At 69.9% G+C, this 22247-nt stretch carries 18 protein-coding genes, 1 tRNA gene and 2 pseudogenes; 8 read left to right on the plus strand and 13 right to left on the minus strand.

From position 1 onward, the window contains the following. Both KS423_RS13660 and KS423_RS13665 read right to left on the minus strand, forming a co-directional pair. Window positions 1–645: pseudogene (locus KS423_RS13660) on the minus strand (mucin-2); the annotation flags it as partial. 72 nt (window positions 646–717) lie between these two features. Further along, entirely contained in the window at window positions 718–939 is a 222-nt protein-coding gene (locus KS423_RS13665) for a helix-turn-helix domain-containing protein (protein WP_224278841.1), read from the minus strand. Between the two features lie 452 nt (window positions 940–1391). On the opposite strand from KS423_RS13665, the gene KS423_RS13670 reads away from it, so the two are divergent. The 4 genes from KS423_RS13670 to KS423_RS13685 all read left to right on the plus strand — a co-directional run bounded on the left by KS423_RS13670 (window position 1392) and on the right by KS423_RS13685 (window position 6216). Continuing rightward, the gene (locus KS423_RS13670; protein ID WP_224278843.1) at window positions 1392–3398 is read left to right on the plus strand and encodes a site-specific integrase; all 2007 of its coding nucleotides are present in this window, start codon (window positions 1392–1394) and stop codon (window positions 3396–3398) included. Between the two features lie 145 nt (window positions 3399–3543). After that, window positions 3544–3891, plus strand: a complete 348-nt coding sequence (locus KS423_RS13675; protein ID WP_224278852.1) for a hypothetical protein — start codon at window positions 3544–3546, stop codon at window positions 3889–3891. 9 nt (window positions 3892–3900) lie between these two features. Continuing rightward, window positions 3901–4521 (plus strand): hypothetical protein, encoded by a 621-nt coding sequence (locus tag KS423_RS13680; RefSeq protein ID WP_224278853.1) that lies wholly within the window; start codon window positions 3901–3903, stop codon window positions 4519–4521. A 519-nt stretch (window positions 4522–5040) separates the two neighbouring features. Beyond that, window positions 5041–6216, plus strand: a complete 1176-nt coding sequence (locus KS423_RS13685) for a hypothetical protein (RefSeq protein WP_224278855.1) — start codon at window positions 5041–5043, stop codon at window positions 6214–6216. Here the strand turns inward: KS423_RS13685 and KS423_RS13690 are convergent. From KS423_RS13690 to KS423_RS13700, 4 genes are all read right to left on the minus strand, one after another. Further along, a complete protein-coding gene (locus KS423_RS13690; RefSeq protein ID WP_224278857.1) occupies window positions 6167–6727 on the minus strand; it encodes a GIY-YIG nuclease family protein in 561 nt (186 codons plus the stop codon). The genes KS423_RS13685 and KS423_RS13690 overlap by 50 nt on opposite strands. A 58-nt stretch (window positions 6728–6785) precedes the next feature. Further along, complete coding sequence (locus KS423_RS47335; RefSeq protein WP_263454824.1) at window positions 6786–6911, minus strand: hypothetical protein; 126 nt, start codon at window positions 6909–6911, stop codon at window positions 6786–6788. 624 nt (window positions 6912–7535) lie between these two features. Beyond that, window positions 7536–7736 carry a hypothetical protein gene (locus KS423_RS13695; protein WP_224278859.1) on the minus strand — a complete coding sequence of 67 codons (201 nt, stop codon included), beginning with the start codon at window positions 7734–7736 and terminating at the stop codon, window positions 7536–7538. 122 nt (window positions 7737–7858) lie between these two features. Beyond that, window positions 7859–8749, minus strand: a complete 891-nt coding sequence (locus tag KS423_RS13700) for a restriction endonuclease (RefSeq protein ID WP_224278861.1) — start codon at window positions 8747–8749, stop codon at window positions 7859–7861. Between the two features lie 231 nt (window positions 8750–8980). Here KS423_RS13700 and KS423_RS13705 point away from each other — a divergent pair, with 231 nt between their 5' ends. From KS423_RS13705 to KS423_RS13715, 3 genes are all read left to right on the plus strand, one after another. Next, on the plus strand, window positions 8981–9571 hold the full coding sequence (locus KS423_RS13705; protein ID WP_224278863.1) for a hypothetical protein: 591 nt from the start codon (window positions 8981–8983) through the stop codon (window positions 9569–9571). Window positions 9572–10276: 705 nt separating this feature from the next. Then, window positions 10277–10585, plus strand: a complete 309-nt coding sequence (locus KS423_RS13710) for a helix-turn-helix domain-containing protein (protein WP_224278865.1) — start codon at window positions 10277–10279, stop codon at window positions 10583–10585. Continuing rightward, entirely contained in the window at window positions 10586–11848 is a 1263-nt protein-coding gene (locus KS423_RS13715; protein ID WP_224278866.1) for a site-specific integrase, read from the plus strand. 586 nt (window positions 11849–12434) lie between these two features. Here the strand turns inward: KS423_RS13715 and KS423_RS13720 are convergent. The 7 genes from KS423_RS13720 to KS423_RS13750 form a co-directional block, all read right to left on the minus strand. Continuing rightward, window positions 12435–15146 (minus strand): ATP-binding protein, encoded by a 2712-nt coding sequence (locus KS423_RS13720; RefSeq protein ID WP_224278867.1) that lies wholly within the window; start codon window positions 15144–15146, stop codon window positions 12435–12437. Window positions 15147–15718: 572 nt separating this feature from the next. Then, window positions 15719–15792: transfer RNA gene (locus tag KS423_RS13725), tRNA-Pro, on the minus strand. Between the two features lie 135 nt (window positions 15793–15927). Continuing rightward, window positions 15928–17319, minus strand: coding sequence for an MFS transporter (locus KS423_RS13730; RefSeq protein ID WP_374119948.1), 1392 nt, complete (start codon window positions 17317–17319; stop codon window positions 15928–15930). Between the two features lie 81 nt (window positions 17320–17400). Beyond that, on the minus strand, window positions 17401–18213 hold the full coding sequence (locus KS423_RS13735) for a DUF1684 domain-containing protein (RefSeq protein WP_224278869.1): 813 nt from the start codon (window positions 18211–18213) through the stop codon (window positions 17401–17403). Between the two features lie 194 nt (window positions 18214–18407). Then, window positions 18408–19277: an acyl-CoA thioesterase II gene (locus tag KS423_RS13740; protein WP_224278871.1), complete on the minus strand. Its 870-nt coding sequence runs from the start codon at window positions 19275–19277 to the stop codon at window positions 18408–18410. A gap of 195 nt (window positions 19278–19472) precedes the next feature. After that, a complete protein-coding gene (locus tag KS423_RS13745) occupies window positions 19473–20162 on the minus strand; it encodes an alpha-ketoglutarate-dependent dioxygenase AlkB (protein WP_374119949.1) in 690 nt (229 codons plus the stop codon). 402 nt (window positions 20163–20564) lie between these two features. After that, complete coding sequence (locus KS423_RS13750; RefSeq protein ID WP_308020184.1) at window positions 20565–21305, minus strand: transglycosylase family protein; 741 nt, start codon at window positions 21303–21305, stop codon at window positions 20565–20567. Between the two features lie 590 nt (window positions 21306–21895). On the opposite strand from KS423_RS13750, the pseudogene KS423_RS13755 reads away from it, so the two are divergent. Then, window positions 21896–22247: pseudogene (locus tag KS423_RS13755) on the plus strand (hypothetical protein); the annotation flags it as partial.

The following is a 22247-nucleotide window of genomic DNA, read 5'->3' on the forward strand; positions in this document are numbered from 1 at the left end:
TGGGCCGCCGAGGCGGTCCAGGTGGCCGTCGGCCGCCGCCCACGCCAGCGCCGCGGCGTCCGGCCAGAAGCCATCGGGCAGGGGGTGGCGGCGCGCTGCCGGCCCCCACCCACCTGCACCTTCCCCACCCACACCAGCCCCCTCCCTGCGGGAGGGGCGGGGAGGGGCCGGGCGCATACGAGGACGCGGGACGTCCCTGGGGGACGCGGGCGGCTGGCCTGCGCAGTCCTCGCCGGACGGGGCACAGTTTGGCCCCGGATCGTCGGCGGAATCGTCGCCGTTCGACGGCGAGTTGCGCGGGTTGCGCTGCTGGCGCTTCTTCTCGGCCGCGCGCCGGCGCCGCTCCTGGACCTGGCCCCGGCTGGGGTTGGCGTCCAGGTAGCCGTGCATCACGTAGTCGCCGCGCCGGGGCTGAGGGCAGCGTGCGCACGCGTGCCCGGCCTCGTGCCACAGCCCGGAGGCGAGCAGCTTGGCGATCTGGGTGGTGGTGCCGTTCTTCGCCGCGACCGCCCTGGGGATCACCCCGTCGGTCAGGTGGGCGCTCGCGTAGGCGCCGCAGCGCACCCACAACCCGGTGGCCGCGTTGCCCGCGGCGAGGATCTTGGGGTGGTCGTCCGTGCTGTCGCCGACGGCGAACCAGGGCATGCCGGTGTTCTCCTACCAAGGTGGGGTGCCGGGTCCGCGGTCCGGCATGGCGGTCGGGGGTGAGGGCAGCGCTCAGGCGGCGGTGTCGGCGGTGTGGTCGAGGCCCAGCAGGACGCGCAGCTTCGCGGTCGGGACGAGGATGCGGCGGCCGACGGTGATCGTCGGGATGTCGCCGCGCCGGGCGGCGTTGTAGCTGGCGGCGCGCTCAAGGCCGAGGATGCGGCCGGCCTCGGGCACGGTCATCGTCGGCTGGACCTGCGGGTCGGGAAGGGCGGGAACGGGGCTCGTCGTCATGCCCGCACTGTGGCCCGCGCCGGGCCCTACCGTCCCACCGTCCACGGCCGGTGCGGGCAGTTCCCGTGTGTGCCGCACCGGCTGCGCCGGTACACCGAAGGCCACATTCGTGCAGGTCAGCACGTATGCGGGCCGCGAATGGCGGTCTTGCCGGGGGATTGCGTGCCGCCTGGGCCGGCCGTCTTCGACCGCGCGGTACCAGGGCGACGACCGTACGACGGCGACGTCCCGGCCTCTTCGTCGTCCACCCCGGTCCACGCCCGTCCATGTCGGCGGCCACGCGGCTGACCCCGTCCAGCCTCGGCGCGACCCAACGCCCCTGCCGACCGTACGGTCGCGGCCAACTCCCCACCGTCGTACCGGCCTGTGCCCTGACCGGCATGGCTTTGGTGACTGTGAACGTGCCGTGACCGCCGCCCCAACCACTGGGGCCTGAGGCCTGATTGAGAGAGATGAGCGAGCGCGAGAAGAACGACACCCCCGGGTCGGTGTACCGCCGCTGTACCTGCCGCGAACCCGTCCTGGACGACAACAGGCAGCCCGTGCTGGACGCCAGCGGAAAGCCGAAGATGCGCGAACTCGGCTCCCGCTGCCAGAAGCTGAAAGGCAAGAAGGCCCACGGCACGTGGTGGTACTACCTCAAGCTCAAGCCCGGCGCCGACGGCAAGCCCAAGCGGGATCGCAAGGGCGGCTACCCGGACAAGGACGCCGCCGTGGCCGCCCTGAAGAAGGCCATCGCGAAGGTCGAGCGCGGCGAGGTGATCGACCACCGCACCACCGTGGCCCAGTACCTGATGAAGTGGCTGAAGGACCGCAAGACCCTGGAGCCGACGACCGTCAGCTCGTACGAGAGCCACATCCGGATCTACCTGCTCCCCGCGCTCGGCCACATCAAGCTGGAGGACCTGACCGCCGAGCCGATCACCGACATGTTCGACGCGATCCAGGCCCGCAACGTCATCATCGCCTACGAGCTCGCGATGATCGCCAAGGCCCGCGCCGAGTACGCCGAGTGGAAGGCCCTGTACGGGCGCAAGCCGGGCCGCCCGAAGAGGAACGCCCCGCCCCCGCCGGTGCCCGCGCCGGAGATACCCAAGCGCGAGCCCCACGCCCAGATGCGCATCGTCGCCCCGGCGACCATGCAGCGCATCCGCGCCACCCTGCGCTCCGCCCTCACGGCGGCGGTCAAGAAGGGCCAGGTCAGCCGGAACTGGGCGAGCCTGGTCGACCTCCCCAGCGGCAAGCGGCCGAAGGCCCTGCTGTGGACGCCGGAGCGCGTCGAGGAGTGGCGGCGCACCGGCGAGAAGCCGTCGAAGGTGATGGTGTGGACCCCGGAGCAGGCCGGACAGTTCCTCGACGGCATCGAGCACGACTGGCTGCGCGCGTTCTGGCACCTGGCGATCTTCCGAGGGCTGCGCCGTGGCGAGGGCGCCGGCTTCGCGTGGCCGAAGGCCAACCTCGAGGCAGCCGTCATCACCGTCGACTGGCAGGTGGTCACGGTGAAGGGCAAGCCGGTCGGGAAGAAGCCGAAGGCCGACAGCGAGCGCACGCTCGCCCTCGACAGCCACACCCTCCAGGAACTGCGGGACCACCGCGACCGCATGGCCGAGGCCCGCCACGACGCGGCCGAAACCGGACGGCCGTGGCCGGTCACCGACAAGGTCTTCGTCCGCGAGGACGGCGCCGAGATCAACCCGGACTACCTCACCGACCGGTTCGAGCTGCTGTGCACCAAGCTGGGCCTGCCGCCCGTACGCCTGCACGACCTGCGGCACCTCGCGGCCACCCTGCTGCTCGGCGCCGGCGCGGACCTCAAGGTCGTACAGGAGGTGCTCGGCCACGCCACGTACGTGCTGACCGCCGACACCTACACCTCCGTGCTGCCGTCCCTCGATCGCGAGAACGCCGAGAAGGCCGCCGCCCTCGTCCCGGTGAAGTCCCGCAGCAGCACCAGCGCCCCGCTGGTGTACCTGCTGGTGCTCGGCGGGATCGAGGTCGCCATGACCAACTCCGAGGACGCGCACGCCATCGTGGACCTGTGGAACGAGCTCCTGGCCCACGGCTACCCCGGGCTGAGGGAACGCCCTGCGGCGATGCCGAAGAAGCGCACCCGCTGGTCCGGCCGTGGGGTGCTGTGGGAGCGGCAACCCCGGCACCAGCAGCTGCACTCCGCCGTGGCCGGCGTCGACCGGCGCTCCGGCGCGGTGATCTACCAACTGCCGCTCACCGGACAGCCCTGCTTCGAGTTCGAGCGCGACCTGTACACCGACCAGGCCGCCGTCAGCTCCGTACAGCTGCGCCACGGCCTGCGCGGCGCCATTGAAGTCGTGGCCCGCGGCACCGATGAAGCGGCGGTGAAGGGCGCCTTCGAGCAGGCCCTGGAGCAGGCCGCCCAGCTGCGCACCGGCAGCGCGCCCGAGGACCATGACCCGTCTCCGGGCGAGGTCGTCGCGGCGTGATGGCCGTGAGGCCAAACCCCCACGGGCCGAGGCGATTCGTCCCGGCCTCGTGTACCGGCAGTACACCCGCCGCCGACGTTCACGACCGGGCGACCGACTCCGCTCACAAGGACTCCGCGAACAGCGGCGTCACCACCATGAAGGGATGACCGAGATGTTGCCGACCATGCCCGATACCCCTGTCCCGCCCCCCTACCAGCGAATCGACCTGGTGCACCGGCCCGAGGGGGACGAGCGCATCGATGTCACCGGGTTCCTTCAGGACGGCGGCACGGTCCGGATCTCATTCGACCCCGGCCAGTCGGGCGCGGTCGACGAAGACGGCGTCGTCACCCAGGAGCCGATCGAGGAGTGCTTCATCGTCACCGCGCACGATCACGACGGCGCCAAGATCGGCTCCGGCACGGGGCACTCGGTGGCCAAGGCGATGCTGCGCCTGCACCGTCCACCCGCCCCCGACCCCAGCGCCTATTCGACCGAACCGCCCTTCTAGGAGCCCACTGTGGGATGGATCGAGCAAACCGACGACGGTCGGCGCATCGAGCACGGCCTACAGCTCACCGACGGCGAGCTGGTGATCCCGGGCAACGCCATCGACTGGTGGCTCGTCCACGGGGCAGTGGGTGCCCCGCTGCGCAGCTCCTGTACCTGCGGATGGATCAGCACCGTCCCCGGCCCGGCCCTGCCTGAGCTCCCGCCGGCGGCCGACCCGCCCACTGGGCCCCGGCCGGTGACGACCTGGAGCGCCGACGGGCCTGCGCACATGCTGTTGCCCTGGTGGTACCTGCGGGACGAGTTCGTGCCGAGCCCCGCCGTCACGGCATGGAAGGAGTACCAGATACGCAACTGGCAGACCCACGTCGCGCACGTCTTCCACGAGGGCACCTGCGCGACCGACGACCCCGAGATCTACGTCCGCCGCCGCATCGCTGCCCTTCTTGACCACGCGGAGGAACACCCCCTGCCCACCCTCAACAAGTTGCGTGCCGCCGCCGAAGCCGTCGAGGCGGCCACAGGCCTGGCCATCGCCGCCGCCCGCCGCCACGGCCACGACTGGGCCGAGATCACCCGGATGCTCTGCCTCAACGAGAAAGCGGTAGAAGCGAAGTACGACTCCGTCTGACAAACCGCCGGCTACGTCCGTCAACCGTTACTGGCGGGCTTGGCCGGTTGACGTCTGGTGGCTGCGGGCCCGTACACGGCCCCCGTGACATCGCAGCCTTCCGTCCGGAGTCCCAAGGGGCTGGAGCGATTACGCCCCAGCCCCTTCTACCTGCTGTGCACCCACCACACCAGCCACGCACCCACGGCGCTACCAAGCGCGTGGCCGGAGCCGCCCAGCATGCCCCACCAAAACCGCCGCAGGCCGAGCCTGGCCACCGCCCTGCGTCGGCCTTCGCCGGCCGCCGGGGCTTGGGTGGATACCTTCAACTTGCCCACTATCGGGCCTCCTTGCTTCGTTCGTTCGAGATTGCGGACCGCCCTGTGCGGGCCGCTGCACACAGCAGACCAGGTGCCCCACCCGCGGATCCCGGGAGACCTCGGGGGGTTCTACGTCCGTACTGAACCTCTAGGTGCGCCGGTTAAGTGCGCACCGCGTCAGCGCGGTACGCCCAGCTCCCCCGGCCAGTAGCGTGAGCTCATGGTGAGAACCCCGCCCAGCGCGGCCGACCGGCTGCTGGTCCAGCTCGCCGCCGCCCGCGGCACGAAGGTGTCCGGCCGCCAGCTCGAACGCTGGCGCGCCCAGCCCACCCCCCTGTTGCCGGCCAACGCCCGTACCTTCCCGGGTCGTCCTGCCGGCGGAAGCGCCTCTGCGGCCGACCCGGCCATGGTCGACCTGGTGGTGTGGCTCGGCCAGCACAGCCGTCCCGGCGCCGATTCCCTCTACCTGGCGCTCGGCGCGTTCGGGACAGGACTCCCCGTCCCAGACGCGACCGTCCGCGAGGCGTTCGTCCGGCAAGTCGTCCGCTCGACAGAGCGGACCACCGAGCGGCTCGGTCCGATGCCCGAGCAGGGGGACGTCCAGGAGTGGGTGAGCGATCAGGCCGACGCGATCGCCCAGCAGGGCGCGCACCGGCTCACCGGGGTGAACCGCCGGATCAGGGCGATCGACAAGCAGATGCAGCAGCTGCCGGCGCTCGCCGAGCTGCGACAGTTCGCCACCGGATTCGACCCGGACCGCGCCGACGCCGATCCTCTGGACAACACCGGCCTGCTGTTCCACGGCCTCACCGCGGCCGTCGCCGGGCCCCGTGGGATCGAACCCGACGCGATCGCCCGGATAGCCCGGTCCCAGGCCGGCCGAGAAGCCCCGCAGTACACCGCGCGCCTTCTGGAGACCGACCCCCGCGACCCTCTGATCGCCGTCCGGAACACGCCAGCGCACCAGCTGCCGGGGCTACCAGCCGACAGCACCATCAACCACGTCGTCTCGGTAGCCCGGGACGCACCACTGGAGCGGCTGCGTGCCGGCTGGACCGCTGCCGGGGAGATCGCGGGCTGGGCCCAATCCCTGTGCCTCGCGGTCGAAGCAGAGATCGCGTCCAAGCAGCCGGGCCCGGCCTGCTTCGAGTGGTTCCTCGGCCAGTTCTTCGGCATCGGCCGGACCTACCTGGTCAAGGGCCTGGCCGAGCCGTCCCCCACGGCCGGTCAGCAGGCGCTGTCGGCGGTGGAGCTGGTGTTCACCCTCGATGCCATCAACAGCGTCCTCGCCACAACGGACTCGGACGGGCACGAGACGATGCGCCGCCTCGCCCCGCCGTTCCTCCTCAAGCTGGCCGCCGTGGAGATACCGCGAGCCCGACCGAACGAGGTGTGACCCGAATCCGCTGCTGATCCACGACGGCGAGCGCTTCGCCATAGTCGAGGCCGTAGAAGTACTCGCCCTTGCTTTCGCCCGGGTGCCGGCGTCGAAGTTCTCCGAGCACCACCTGCTCCCAAGGGTGTGCATCAGCAACCAGCTCGGAGGCCCAGGCATCGAGCAGCACGTACCCGCCGCGCTCCGCCTTAGCGCGGTGCTGGCGCAGCCGAACCGCAAAGCCGGTGGTTCGCCCGACCTTCACAAAGGAACTCGTCGCCCCGGCGAACGACAACACGTAGAGCTGGTCCGTGCCCGGAATCCCGGGCCGTTCAGCCACGGGCCCCAGCCGCCGCAACGCCCCCCACTCCACAAGGGCCGCCAGGACCACGTCCTCGGACTCCCAGTCCACTCCTTCGAAGCGGAACCTGCGCAGCAGCGTCTCACGGCTCCACGTTCCGAGCGGGCCCATCACCTGCTCGGGGTCGATGTCGAACCCCGCGAACCGGGCTGCGTACTGCGACTCGGACAAGGGCGCCATCCCGGCAGCATTCCACAACTAGTCACGCTCATAACAGCGTTCACGATTCTCACTTGGGCCGCTCGCCGTTGGCGAGCGGCCCAAGTGCTGCACGCGAGGCCAAGCCGCTCGACCTCCCACCCACGCGGGCCATCAGCCCGACCAGGAAGGACATCATGAACAGCGACACCACCATCCGCCGCCTCGCACTCCTCGGGGCGCTTCTCGCCGCCTACGGCGAGCTCCATCCCCTCGCCGACCAGTGGGCGCAGGCTGGCCAAGATGCCTACGGCAAGCGCCTCCACGGCAACCACCCCGTGCGCCTGGACGGCAGCCCGGTCACCCCCGAGAAGCCGGCCCTTCCCGGGGAACGCACGTTGAGCGCTTCCGCCCATGGGCGGCGCTGCGCCGCCCGGCACGTCCTGGCCTACAGTGCCGCACAGACGGCCGGCGCGATCACCGTCACCCGGACATGCGGCTACCGGCTGCCGGTCGGCCCCCTGCTGGTGGGGACGGCGGTCAACGGCCTCACCCACGCCTTGATCGACCGCGGGCCGGTCCTGGCCTCTCTCGCCCGCCGCATCGGCAAGACCGGCTACATCGAGGCCTGCGCCGCCGTCCGGCTGGACGAGGGCGGCAAGATCACGACCTCGCTGTACGGGCCCGGGACGGCCTGGCCGAACTCGACCAGGCGTTCCACCGAGCGATCGCCGTGGCAGCGGCGACCACCACGGCCTGGCTGGCGGTCCGTCCCCGTAGCCGCCCGGAACGATGACTGCGGGGGCCGGGGCGCCCTGCTGCGAGCACCCCGGCCCTCGGTTCACATGCGTCGGCGTTCGAAGAAGACGAGGAACGGGGTGACGAACCCGCTCGCCTCGACCGGCGTGGTGTGGCCGACGATCACCAGAAGTACGCCAGCCGCCAGCGCGGCGCCGTACACGACGGCGCGCACCGGGTTGTCGCCTTGTCCGGCCGTCGTGGCGGGTGCGACGTTGTCCCGCTGGTCCGGGGGTTCAGACATACTGGAAGGGCTCCTGTTCACGAGAGGGCAGGACAGTCATCGCCCGCAGCGCCTGAAGAACTCTGCGAGCGACGCTCTACGACGGGGTCGGGGCTCGGCCCGGCACGGCCAGCGCCCCGGCCTCAGTCGAAGCTTGAGATGAAGGTGCCGTCCCCATCCGGCCAGATGACCTCGATCATGATCGAGCTGCACAGGTCGATGAGGTCCTGGCGGGGCTTGGACGCGGTGAGGACGGCGAGCCTCGGCGTAGGTGAGAGAAACCGACGGAAGTCGAGAAGCTTGCCGACCGCCAGCCGTACGGCCTGCCGCGTCGGGCTCGGCTTGCACTCGACCAGTAGGTTGTCAGTTCGGTCGTAGAGGTCGGTGGTGAACGGCCGCACTTCACCCGGCGGCCGAATCTGGTATCGCATGACCTCGTGACCGAGGCGCTCAAGGTGCGCACGGTATCGACGGGAGAGGCCGGCTTCGGAGTCCCGGTTCGCCTGGACCACTCGCTGGCTGAGACTCCGGCTTCTGATCACCGCGATCTCTTCCGCGATGCTGTCCTCCATGCCCGGGAGCGTGGTCGCCACAGGGGGGGCGACCACCGGGTCACCCACCGGCCGAAGGCGGAAGACGATCACTGTCCGGAGATCACCGTCGGCATCGATGGCGTCATCGGAGATGTAGGGCTGCTCCTGGTCGACCTCGAACTGCCCAAGGCAGCACCAGGCCGTTTGGTCCACCCTCTGCCACACGTAGACGTCACGGCCGACGTCTTTGTGCGTCAGGAGCGCCTTGTTGCCCTGGGTCAGCGTTTGGTCGCCCCTCTGTCCGGCTCCGGTGTAGAGGTAGGCCCCATCGTCGTCGAACCCGTCGACCAGCCCGTACTTCTCGGCCGCGATCGGGTCTGAGAACAGGTGGATCATGCCCGCCCGCCCGGAGATCGAGATGCCGCTCTGACGGTTGCCCCCGTACAGATCATGAAGCTCGGGTCGAGACATCGCCTCGCCGGGCCTGGGTCGCTTGCCCATCTCACGCCTCTCCTCAATCGCGAGACCAGCATGCCATAGAAGCGTGACGCTAATCCAGCACGCTTTGACCCATCCGCCAGGGCGCCCAGTATCAACAGACTGCCCTGACCTGCCAATATGTCAATCCCAGACCGAAGTCCACATCCATGCCGAGACCTTATCGTTATCAAAATCTTCGCCGCGACCTCCCTGACGGTTGGTCAATCGAACATGCGATCGAATGATGGCCTCATGCCGACCCCCGATTCCCCTGCCCCAGCCGCCGGGGAGCCTCAGAACGACGCCGAGGTCGCGCCCGCCGCCCTGATGACCTTGCCGGGGCCCAGCCGCGACCGCAGGCACTGGCGGCTGATCGAGATCCGGCGGCAGGGGCGCTGGCAGCCGGCGATGCTGACCGTCTGGCGGCGACCGCCGGGCAGCCTCTTGTGGGTCGTCCACGTGATGTGGAGCTCCGACCCCGACAGCGGGTGGGGGTGGTTTGTGTACTCGGAGGCAAGCATCCGCCCGGTGCCCGATCCCGGCGAAGCGGCGCCAGCAGGCGCACCGTTCTTCGGTCGGTGGCACGATGCCGTGGCCGTGCCGCGCGAACTCGCACCTCCCCCTGGCGCGGACCCAGGCGATCAGGAGCGATGGCAACTGGCCTGGATCAGGGTCGATGGTGCGTGGCGGTCTGGTCTCGTGACTGCCGTCCGTCGGCCGGCTCCGACGATGCCGTGGATCGCGTACTGCCGGTGGGGAGAGGACAAGCAGGTCGCCTGGCTGGTGCACGACGGACAGGCGGTGCGCCTGGCCGCGAACACCGAAAGTGCACACGAAGGGTGAGGGTTCAGGCCGTCCGTGGAGAGTGCTGGACCGCCACGGACGTGGGTGGAAAGGGGCCCGGAGGGGGCGGTTCGGGGGCGCTATCCCCGCTCTATCCCCGCTCGGGGACAAAGGGGGCAAAATGAAGGCGAAGTTAGGCACCGACGCGGACCGCGAGGAAGCCCCAAACATGAAAAGAGCCAGGTCAGTTGGGTACTGGCCTGGCTCTTTCGTCGGTGGGCCGCCAGGGGCTCGCACCCTGAACCTACGGATTAAAAGTCCGCAGCTCTTGAGTTAGCGTCGACGCGACGTAGGGGACCGACGGCTCTGGACTCCTTACGCTCGTCACAGACCGTAGCTGCCGTCCCGCGCTTGCCGTCACTTTCAGGGTACTCCGGGCCATTGCCCGGTGCTCCGGCCGCGCCCCACCGGGCAAGGACGCCATTCGCGGCGTGCATCGCAGTCGGCACCGAGAAGCACCTCCTCACCCTCGGGTGACCTGCACAGACTCCCGGCCGCGACTGGCCCTCCTCGGCAGTCGCAGACGTCAAGTCGCCTTCCACCCAACGTGCCCGCCAGGTCTCGACGCGCTTCGACGAACGACACGTACGTACGGTCTGCCCCGTTCAGCACGCCAAACCCTGTTCCGCCCGTCCAGGCGGACAGGTGACTGTAGGCGTGCCCGGCCGAGCCCGAACGGCTCCAGCACCCCACCAGAGGGAGACCATGCACGCCCGACCCCACGTTCCCGCCGCAAGCCGGCTCTCGGTTCCGACCCCGGCCGTCGCCGCAGCCCCCGCGTACGAGGCCGATCCGGTACCGGAGTTCGACCTCCTGCACAGCGGCTGGTACTCGACCGAGGAACTCGCCACGCTGCTGAACGTCGACCCCTCGACCCTGCGGCGCTGGCGCACCGCCACTCCCCCGCAGGGCCCGCCCTTCGTCCAGATCGCGCCCCGGCTCTACCTCTACAGCATCCCCGACACCCAGCTGTGGCTCACTCAGAAGCGCACCGACCCATCCGAGGCAGCCTGAATGCCCGACCACACCCAGCTCATCCCCATGGGCGTCGACCTCACCACCGACATCGAACACCGCCCCGACCGCCGCCCGCAGTTCCGCTACCGCGCCCGCGTCCGCTGGACGGACCCCAACGGCGACGGCCGCAAGTCGGCATCCTCCTCCGTCCCCACGGAGGAAGAAGCCAAGGCCTGGATCGCCCGCATGCAACGGGCAGCAGCACGCGGCATCACCCCCAAGACCCTCGCCATGACCCTCGCCGAGTACGGCGACGAGAACTGGGACCTGGCGATGCGCGGCCTGGAGACCACCACCCTCGACCCCTATAGCGCCGGCTGGAAGCTTCGCGTCGTCCCGGTCCTCGGTCACATACCCGTCGTCAACATCACCAATGGCATCACTGACCGGGCTCTCCACTTCTGGGTCGCCGACGGACTCACCGTCTCCTCCGTCAAGAACAGTCTCGCCCCGCTCGTACGCGTCATGGAGCAAGCCGTCCGCGACGGACTCATCGACTTCAACCCCTCACGTATGAGCGGCTGGCAGCGCCTCTACAAGAAAGCCGAGGACGAACTCGACGACCCACGCTCCCTCGCCCTCAACGACTGGGACGCCCTCGACGAACTCGCCAACGCCCTGGTCGAACGCTCCCACAACCACTACCGCGGCTGGGGCGACATCGTCCGCTTCGCCGCCTGCACCGCCGCCCGCATCGGCGAGGTCTCCGGCGTCCGGGTCAAGGACATCAACCGCTTCGACTGGACCTGGGACCTGTGCCGCCAGACCACCACCGCCCCCGGTGGCCTCATCGACAAAGGTACCAAGGGCAAGCGGCGGCGCACCGTCCCCATCATCGAAGAGATCCGCGACCTCGTGAACTGGCGCATGAACGTCGTCGGCAACGACCCCATGGCCCGCCTCTTCACCGGCCCGCGCGGCGGCCGCATCACCACAGCCATCCTCCGCGACGCAACCCACTGGGACGAAGTCGTCGTCAGCCTCGGCTACGAGTACCTGCGCCGCCACGACCTCCGGCACACCGGCCTCACCTGGCTCGCCGACGCCGGCGTTCCCATCCACGTCCTGCAGAAGATCGCCGGGCACGGGCACATCACCACAACCCAGCGCTACCTTCACCCGGACAAGAGCTCCATCGAGAACGCCGGCCGCACCCTCAGCAAGCACCTGTCAGCAGACCGAAACACCACGCGATCGGCACCAGCCGCCAGCCCGGCGTCGGCAGAGGCTCCAGTGCGTCACCTGCGTCTCGTCCAGTGAACGACTTCAAAGATCCGCTCCAACGGCCTGACAAAGGCCGCGATCCATCCGCTGTATGTCTCCGCCCACTGTGGACACGGCCCTATGCTGGCGGCCGGTCCGCAGTCACGGATCGCCGTTCTCGTGCAAGTTCAGACGCTCCCGATATCGGAACGGGATCCGCGCGCGGCCAATGATCGATAGCCTCATCGGTGGAGAATGCACCCGCTCCACCTGATCCGGATACTCCCGCCACGAGCCGCAAGCAGGACGCCGTATGGCTCCTGCTATTCATCCACGGAGCCGGCGAGAGCCCCAATGCCGCTGAACTGGCGGACCCCGGTCTCGCGGACGCGGAGTGCGTCGTGCGTTCCCAAGTCAGCCTCCAACAGCTGGACTTTGGGCTGCGAAACCCCCGACTACCCGGGTGGACGAACTACTTAGCGGAGAACTGAGGTTGTTGTAACTGGCCGGAGAGATCCTAGAATTGGAAGAACCGAAACGGGAAGCTTCAGACAGCCCAACACCCCTCGCCCAACCGGGCGCCGGCGACACCTTCGGACGGTTGGCAAGGCCCCTCAGTACGCGAGGCCAAATGCGACCATCCTCATCTAGGAGATGGATTGGCGATCTCTTCGATGAGCTGGCTCTGGTGCCGGATGTCGTCGCTCTCGCTAGGGGTGAGGTCGTACCGGGCGAGGGCTTCCATCTCCGCACGGGCACCAGGTACGTCGCCCGCGAGAGCCAGAACCAAGGCACGTTGTGAACGAATCCCGACGATCATGTCCAAGAGGTTGTTCTCCTGGGCCGCGTGCAGCAGTGAGTCGAGCTGTTTCAGCGCCCCGGCGGGATTGGTCCAGCATTCCACGTCTGCGAGGTCCTGCCCCGAGTCGATGGCCGACCGCATGGCGCCGGAGGCGTTGTAGAGCTTGAACGCCCATAGTGCCCACGGCTCGAAGTCCATTCTGCCGAGTTTACGCGCGACTTTGACCAGGAGACCGAAGCAGTCGGCGAGCCTCTTGAAGTCGTCTGGTGTGTCGTGGCTGACGCATCGCTCATGGAGCACCTCGACCGATAGCAGGACGTCGGGAGGTGTCAGCCCGAGGTGGTCCATGTAGGTGTCGATGAGTCCCGCAGCAAATTCGCCCGCCTCCAAGTATTCTCCCGCCTCCCACAAAGCACCGGCGTACTCATAGCGCAAGCCCCGGTCGAACCGGGAGGGAGCAGGCGTCTGGGTATGTGCTTCGGCGAAGGCTCGGCGAAGTTGTGTGAGGGCTCCCGCTGGGCCGTAGAGACGGAACTGTCGGGAGGCGACGAGCATGGCCTCTCGCGGACCGAAGTCCGGGTGTCCGGCTCGATGAATCGTCTCCATCGCGTGGACATGTGAGGCTAGCGCCTCCATGTCTCCTTCATTGAACGCCCATGCGGCCAGCGCGTTGTGAGCGTCGAGCCGCAGTGCGGGATCCGAGGCCGGATCACGCGCCGTGTCAGCGAGGTCGGCACGCACCTCACGGGGGTATTCACGCTCGAAGAACCCCTCCTCCTCGGTGAGGGCGATCAGGACCCCGATCTGTCCCGTTGAGCCCAGCAGTCGCATCCAGCGGGAACGTCGCGCGGGATCCCAGTCACCCTCCACGATCTGGCACAAGGCCCGCTGCACCCGGTCGGCCGTCTCCTCGTCGAGACCTTCAAGCACCTGCCGGGCGACAGGGCGTGCGGCGTCATGAAGCTTCAGGTGACCATCCCCAAACGACTGCGTCAGCCCGGGGCCAACAAGCTCTCGAAGAGCACGACCGTTGACCGACCGGCTCGCCAGCCCCATGTCCGCAGCCAACAGCTGCAGCTCGTCCTGCTTCAGTGGGACCTCGGCCAGGGCGAGGAGGCCGGCCAGTGCCGTAGCCGTCTCGCCGAGACCTGCGAAGGCCCGCTCGAGGATGCGCTCCTGAGCAGTGGGCATTGCGTGCGTCCCCTCCCCGAACGCGTCGCAGAACTCGGCCACGTCGGCGCCGTACTGGCTGCGGGCGAGCACGGCGGCCTGACCGACGTACAAGGGCAGACCGCCGGTGAGCGTGATGACGCGCTGCGCCGTGGCGTAGTCGGTCCGGCAGCCTTCAGCCGCGAAGACCTCAACCACGGTGTCGACACTCCATCCGGGCAGCACCTGCGGGGCGATTCCGAGATGAGTCTCAAGAACGGGCTGGTCAGGCCAGGGGTGCGCCAACAAGACCAACTGTGCCGTGGGCAGCGCCGCGATGAGCACGCGGAGTCCGTCGACGGGAACGCGGTGGGCGTTGTCGAGGACGACAGCGACGATGATCCCCGCTTCTTCCAGCCGCCGGTGGACCGCTCGCAGGACATCCAGGCTCGACCCGTAGGGCAGCTCCGTTCCCGCCGGACCGCTGAGGTGCCTGGCCGCGAGTTCCCGGGCCAACGACTCGGCGAGAGCATCGGCCGACACGCCATCTGCCACATCGCAGTACGTCACGGGCAGCGAGCACCGCTTGGCCGCATCCGCTGCCCAAGTGGTCTTCCCTGCGCCTGAGTACCCGACCACCAGCCGCACCTGCTGCTCGCCGACCAGCTCGGGATCGGTCTTCTGGGGCCGGTAGGTATCGGGGCTCTCCGGGAACGCCTGCAGCTCCTGCACGAACTGCTCGAACAACTGGGCAAGGTCCGCTGCTACGAAACCCTGACCGAGAGCGCCCGTGGACGCATACTGCAACCGGGCCGCCAGCTTCTCCACCAAAGTCCGCGGTTTGAGCGAAGCGAATCGGACATTGCTGGCCTCGTCCGTGCACCACTGCATCATCGCCTCGAGGTCAGGCGCCGGCGTCGGCAGCCACGGCTCAGCCTCTGAAGGTCTGCCTGGGTACAGCATATGAACGTCGCTGGGCCAGTCCACGGCGAGAGTCTTGTCCAGCAGGTCAGGTCCAGGCTGGGCGTTAGTGATCACGATCAGCGAGGGACTGCCACTGCGCCGGCCTGCATCATGCTCGGCTCGAACTCCACGGTATTGATCGACCGCGCCGCGGATGTCGCTCCAGACCAGGACGCCGCTCTTGCGAGTCTTGATCTGGAGGTACAGGCGACGGCCCGGGAGCACCACCTCCAGATCCTCGTCCCGCTCCACCAGCAGGCTCTCGGCGCCCGCGCCCCGTAGCCTCAGCAGGCAACCGACGGCGTACAGATTCTGATACGTGAACCCGCGATGGGTAGCCCGGATCCGCAACTGCTGCGCACTGTCGAGCGGAGGCTCCCCGATGAAATCCTGCGTTGCAAGATGATCATCACCCTGCGGTACTGCTCCGCTCATGCCCATGAAGCAATGCTCTCAGGTGCAGACCCAGGTGCCGCAGCGAATCCTCGACCTCGTGGCCCGCCAGCAGGTCCAGGGTCGTCCCGTGCCGCCTGACCTCCCACTGCCGGCCTGCCAGGCGTCGGGGGTGCCTATGGGTCCGGTCGCCGCTGAGGTTCATTCCACCTGCCTGTCGCAGCCGACCCTGTGCTGCGGATAGGCTCACACGAATACGATGCCCTGCAGGCAGGGTCGGTCCGAGACGGGCCTCGAATCGGGAGACCGCTCGGGCCAGGCCGACAGGACTGGCCCGAGCATCGCCCACAACTCGTCATCCACTACCTACGGCTGGCTGTCACAGCATCACGAACAGCTCAATCGTCGCGCTGCTTGCGGCCGACCAGCGCCGATTTACAAGATCGTGTTACGAGCCCTCAGGAGCGGCTCCTCATTCGCGATCTGAGAGCATCGGTCCCCCGCTGGTCCCCGGCAAGATCGTTTAAGGGCGTACGCAGATGGCTAGCTTCACCGACGGAGTAGCATAAAAAAGCCGCTGGCCTGGGATTTCTCCCAGCCAACGGCTTCCGACATATCTGTCGGGACGACAGGATTTGAACCTGCGACCCCTTGACCCCCAGTCAAGTGCGCTACCAAGCTGCGCCACGTCCCGTGGTCTCGGCGCCTGCAGCGGGGCCTGGGGGGCTCTGCTGTGGGCTTCTCGACCCTGTCTCCGGTTGTCCCGGCGACGTGGAAAACAATACAGCACGTCGGGGGGTGCTCGCTGCCAGGCCTGGGAGTGGGTGGGTCAGGGGGTCGGGTGGCGGGCGTCGTAGGTGAGGAAGGCGGGGCGGCGGGCGGCGAGGAGGAGGACGGCGGCGACGCAGGCGAGGCCGCCGGTGATGACGGAGGTGGCGGGGTTGGTGAGGGCGGCGACGGTTCCGGACTCGAAGTCGCCGAGGCGGGGGCCGCCGGCCACGACCACGATGAAGATGCCCTGGAGTCGGCCGCGCATCTCGTCCGGGGCCGCGACCTGCATCATCGTGTTGCGGAAGATCATGCTGACGGTGTCGGCGAAGCCCGCGACCGCGAGTAGCAGGAGGCCGAGCCAGAGGTTGTGGAGGGCTCCGAAGGCCGCGATGGCCAGGCCCCAGGCGGCGACGGCCGCGAGGACGGCGGCGCCCTGGCGGTGCACGCGGCCGACCCAGCCGGAGAAGAGCGCGCCGACCAGGGCGCCGACGGCCGGGGCTGAGACCAGCAGGCCGACGGTGCCGGCGTCGCCGCCGTAGAAGGTGACCGCGATGGCCGGGAAGAGAGCGCGCGGCATGCCGAAGACCATCGCGGCCAGGTCGGCGAGGAAGCTGGTGCGCAGGTTGGGCTGCTCGCGCAGGAAGCGCAGGCCGTCGAGGACGGAGGCGCGGCCCTTGCGCGCGCCGAGCGGCCGCATGGCGGGCAGGCGCCACATCGCGTAGAGGGTGCCGGTGAAGGCGACGGTGTCGATCAGGTAGGCGGCCTGGGCGCCGTACGCGCCGATGAGGACGCCGCCGAGCATCGGGCCGACCGTGAGGCCGAGGTTCATGCTGACGGTGTTCAGGGCGTTCGCCGCCGGGAGCTGGTGGCTGGGCACCAAGCGGGGGATCATCGCGGAGCGGGCGGGCGAGCTGAGCGCGAAGAAGCCGGCTTGGACGGCGACGGCGGCGTACAGGACGGCGACCAGACCGAGGCCGGCCAGCGCCTGAGCGGCCAGGACGGCGGAGACGGCAGCCAGGCCCGCCGAGCCGATCAGGCCCAGTCGGCGCCGGTCGACGGTGTCGGCGATCGCACCGCCGTACAGGCCGAAGGCGACCAGCGGAACGAGGGAGAAGATGCCGACCAGACCGGTCGCGAAGGCGGAGCCGGTCAGGTCGTAGACCTGGACGGAGACGGCGACGGCCGTCATCTGCTGGCCTATGGAAGAGACGGCCTGCCCGGCCCAGACCCGGCGGTAGTCGGCGTGGTCGCGCAGCGGGCTGACGTCGGCGAATGCCCGCCGGTACCAGGGCGAGTCGGCGATCGCCCCCGCTCCGGGTCCGTCCCGCGGCCCGGGATCGGGTTCGGGCTCAACGGAGGAGGGCGAGGGGGCCGAGGAGGGCGAGGAAGGCACAGGGGAGCCGGACGACGCGGGCAATGGGGAGGACGTGGAATGTTGATTGTTCGACATGATCCCCCATGCTCCGCTCCGTCCCCGGACGGCTTCGCACCGGGGCCCGCTCAAGCAGGGCCCCGGCCCCGCCCGCACGCGTTACCGGCTCAGCACCTGCTTCTCCCCCGCCTCCACCGCGAAGTCGAGCCGATTGCCCGGCGGCGGGAACGGGCAGATGAAGTGGTCCGAGAAGGCGCACGGCGGCAGATAGGCCCGGTTCAGGTCGAGGACGGTGCGGCCCTCGGCGTCCGGTGCCGGCAGGGTGATGAAACGGAAGCGGTAGGTGTCGATGCCACTGGTCGCGTCCGCGATCACGCCGCTGAGCCGCCCGACCGACCGACCGACGGTCAGCGTGCGGTGCTCGCCCGCCACGGTGAAGGCGATCTGCCCGGAGACGGCCAGCGGGCGCTCGCGGCCGTCGGCGTTCGGGACCACGACCGACCGCGCATCGTCGTCCTCGAACGGGGTGAAGACGGCGGGCACGGCCCACTCGGGCGCGTACGGGTAGGCGGAGATGCCGGCAAAGGCGGTCCGGCGCGGCGCGGCCGGGTCGAAGACCCGCAGCGCCAGCTCACCTTCGCGCTCGATCGGGACGAGCAGCAGGTCGCCCAGGGTGGCGGTGTCGGCGGCCGGGTCGCTGTCCGGACGGAGCAGCACCTCGCCGTCCACCGGCGCGCCCTCACCGTCCGCCGACGTGCCCGCGCCGTCGACCGTGATGCCATCGGACGCCGCCGCCCGGAGCCGGACGCCCTCGGCCTCGGCCCACCAGCGCCCGGGCAAGCCGGGGATCTCGGCCGGCTCGGGCTCCAGCCAGTGCGTGCCGGTGAGTGCGAGCTGGCCGTGCGTCGCGCTCACCGACGCCGCCCGGCCTTCGCTCCAGTGCTTCCAGTCCTCCGCGGCCGTCGCCGTCATCTGTCCGCCCTCCCGGTCGGTCCGCGGACGGCCCGCCGTTCGGGCCGCCCGTCTCGGTCATCCACAACACCGTCCGCTCGGACGGATCATTCCCGTCGGCCCGGAGCCGCCGAAACTGCAACACGGCGGCAACGCGCTGACACGGGGCACCACACGGGCCACACACATCACTTACCCGTACCCACCCGTCGCACCTATCCGTCGCGGCGCTTCAGCGGACGGAACAGCCCTTCCTGCACCACGGACACCACCAGCCGGCCGTGCCGGTCGAAGATCTGCCCGCGCGCCAGGCCGCGCGCACCGTGCGCGATCGGGGACTCCTGCTGGTACAGCAGCCAGTCGTCCGTCCGGAACGGCTGGTGGAACCACATCGCGTGGTCGAGCGACGCCATGTCGAAGCTCCGCTCGCCCCACAGCGGCTCGACCGGGGCCCGGACGGCGTCCAGCAGCGTCATGTCGCTGGCGTAGGTGAGGGCGCAGACGTGGATCAGCGGGTCGTCCGGCAGCGGGCCGTTGGTGCGCAGCCAGACACCGCTGCGCGCCTCGACGCCCTCCAGCTCCTCCTTGGTCCAGCGCAGCCGGTCGACGTAGCGGATGTCGAAGGGCTGGCGGCGGCTGATGAACGGGGGCAGCTCGCCGAGCCGGGAGCCGACCTCCTCCAGGGCACTGGGCAGTTCCTCGGGGGCGGCGACGGCCGGCATCGGGTACTGGTGCTCGATGCCGCCCTCCTCCGGTCCGTGGAAGTCGGCGGTGAGCGCGAAGATCGACCGGCCGCCCTGGATGCCGAGCACCCGGCGGGTGGTGAAGGAGCGGCCGTCGCGGATCCGGTCGACCTGGTAGACGATCGGCACGCCGGGGACCCCGGGGCGCAGGAAGTAGGCGTGCAGCGAGTGGACCGGGCGCTCGTCGTCCACCGTGCGCCCCGCCGCGACCAGCGCCTGCCCGGCGACCTGGCCGCCGAACGTCCGTTGCAGCGCCTCCTCGGGGCTGCGCCCACGGAAGATGTTGAGTTCGATCTGCTCAAGGTCGAGCAGATCGACAAGGTCGTCGACGGGGGTACCCATGCGCACGCTTCCTCTCCGGACTCCGAACGAATTCTCCAGCTCACTCGAATTCTCCGGCGACCCGGGTCATTCCCGCGCAGCGGTCCGGAGCCCCCATTTCACTCGAACGAGTAGGCGAGTCTATGGACAGGTGAACGGACGAGACGGCGCTGTCGCCCAGGAGACCCTCAGGAGAACCCCCGGGAGACTTCCCGGCTACTCCCCCAGCCCCGACTCCCGCACCGTGATGTTGAGCCGCCCGACCAGCCCCAGCTCCGGATCGGCCGTCCCCGGCAGCGTCCGCACCACCCCGTGGTACGCGAACCGGGCCGGACCGCCGAACACCAGCAGGTCGCCGCTGCGCAGTTCCAGGTCGGTCCACGGCCGGGTCCTCGTCTCGGTGTTCCCGAGCCGGAAGACACAGCCGTCGCCCAGCGAGAGCGAGACCACCGGCGCGTCCGCCCGCTCGTCGCGGTCCTGGTGGAGGCCCATCTTCGCGCCGTGCGCGTAGTGGTTGACGATCGCGATGTCCGGCTCGTACGAGGCCGCACCCGAGACCTCCCCCAGCGCGGCGCCGTACGCCTCGGCGACAGCGCTTCGGGCCAGGTCCCCGAGCAGCGGCGGGAACGGCTTGACGGGCGCGCCGTCCTCGGCGACCCGCCGGTACCCGTACGGGTACCAGTGCAGGCCGAGGCTCACCATCCGGACGGACATCATCCCGCCGGTGGGCATCCGCACGGCGTGCAGGCCGGCCGGCGGTCGGGCCCACTCCCGGCAGGCGGCGACCAGGCGGCGCTGCGCGTCGAGGTCCAGCCAGCCGGGGAGCAGGACGGCGCCGGGGGCCGGCTCGGAACGCTCGCGCGCGCCCGGAGACCCGCCCGGGTCGCTGAACAGCTCGCCCTGGATCACCTCACCATCCTCCCGCAGCATGCCTACCCGGGCCCAGCCCCGCACCCGACGCACCCGCCCCCGACGCGGCGGTCGGCAGCACCGTCGCGGCGGCGCCCACGCCCACCACGACCCGCCCCACACCCATGCGTTCCTCACGTGAATGCGGCATGGCAGCCGACCCCGGGCACGCCGTGCGCCCACCGCCCGGGAACTGGGCCGGACACCGCGAAACGCCGACGGCCGCTCCCCCGGCTGGCGGGAGAACCCGCGCGGCGGAGGAGCGGCCGTGGAAGCCGAGCACATCGATACGTCACTACGTCGGTAGGTCGGCACGGCGGTGCCCGATCAGGCACCGGCGCGGTGAGGCCCGGGCAGCCGGGATCAGCTGCGCACGGCGCCTCGGAGGCCCCGGGGACCTCAGATGCTGAGGGTCTGGCCCGGGAAGATCAGGTTCGGGTTGCCGCCGATGACCTTGGCGTTGTTCTGGTACAGGTCGTGCCAGTCCAGGCCCTGCGCGGCGGCGATGGAGCTCAGGGTGTCACCGGCCTTGACGGTGTAGCTGCCCTTGGCAGCCTGCGGGGCGGCAGCCTTCGGCGTGGCCTCGTTCTTCGGAGCGGCCTGAGCCTTGGGCGCGACCTGAGCCTTGGGCGCGGCCTTCGGGGCCTCGGCCGGCTTGGCGGCGGCCTTCGGGGTCTGCGCCGGCTTGGCGGCCGTCGAGCCGGAGGTGGAGCCCGCCGAGGTGTCGACGGCGGCCGGGGCGCCGCCCTTGGTCAGACCGGCCTTGACGGAGCAGACGGGCCAGGCACCCGGGCCCTGCGAGGCGAGGACCTTCTCGGCGACGGCGATCTGCTGCGCCTTGGTGGCCTGGTTCGCCTGCGGGGCGTAGGCGGTGCCACCGAACGCGGCCCAGGTGCTGGAGGTGAACTGGAGACCGCCGTAGAAACCGTTGCCGGTGTTGATGGCCCAGTTGCCGCCGCTCTCGCACTGGGCGACGGCGTCCCAGGTGGAGACGGAGGCGGCAGAGGCCGAGGTGGCCGTGACGAGGCCGGCCACCGGCAGGGCCGCGACAGCGGCGCCCGCCACGACAGCCATCCGCACGCGGTTGCGCTTGGTGACGGTGGAGGTGGTGGCAGCGGCGTTCTCGTTACGGAAGGTCATGGGGTTCCTCTCGACAGCCCCGGGCGGGCATGCGGAACCAGGCCCTGGAAAGGGCCTCGATCGCTTGCCGCGTCCGTCGGGCGGCCGTGCACGTGTCGGACGTGCCGCTGCCGCCCCGGCCACCCAGCCGCTCGCCGACGACCTGTTCGAGCGATCGCGTCGGCGGGCACCTACCGCGCCCGGCGGGCCGGGGGGCTGTGCGTCGGGGGTGAACCCGGGTGGCGCTCGTTGCGCCGACCAAGAAGCTACGAGCCGTTCGGCGGGGAAACCAAAACTCCGACGGTCTGCCCAGCTCAGGCTTGGGTTACCGCCGGTAACAACCTCACAATCCTGACCGAAATGTCCGCTTTAGCCGCCGATTCCTAGATCAAACATCTCGACCACGTGACTCACCTCACCGTTTCATTCCGGCAGTCCCGGCACCGACATCGACAGATTGCGACCACCAGAACACGCCGCGCGGTCGGATCGGAAGCAATTCTCGTCAGCCTCGACGGGCACCCGTGACGCCTGACACAAGAGCCCGTTGGGCATGGCGACCTCCCCGTGTCCGCCCCCGAACCCCATCCGCTTCCATCCGAGGAGACCCTGTGCCGCGCATGCTCGACGTCAGCGACGAGGTCCGGTCCGAGATCGGCGACGACGAGGCCGACCGCCTGCTAGGCGGCGACCGCGCCCCCGACGGCTACGAGTGCACCTCCTGCCGGACCCCCGGCGACACGCATGTGGAGCCCACCAGCACCGTGCTGTTCGTCGGCGAGGAGACCGCCGTCCTCGCCTTCGCGCACGCCCGCTGCATCCCCTCCCAGGTCGTACCGGTCTCCGAGGAGCAGCTGGCCGGTGCCGTCCGCAGCATCAGCCAGTCCCAGCCCGGCGGCCCGGACCTCGCCGTCCCCACCGCCGCGCCGAGCGCCCCCGCGCCGGCCCCGGCCGCGCACGTCG

The sequence above is a fragment of the Streptomyces sp. LS1784 genome (genome assembly GCF_020103755.1).
GTDB lineage: Bacteria > Actinomycetota > Actinomycetes > Streptomycetales > Streptomycetaceae > Kitasatospora.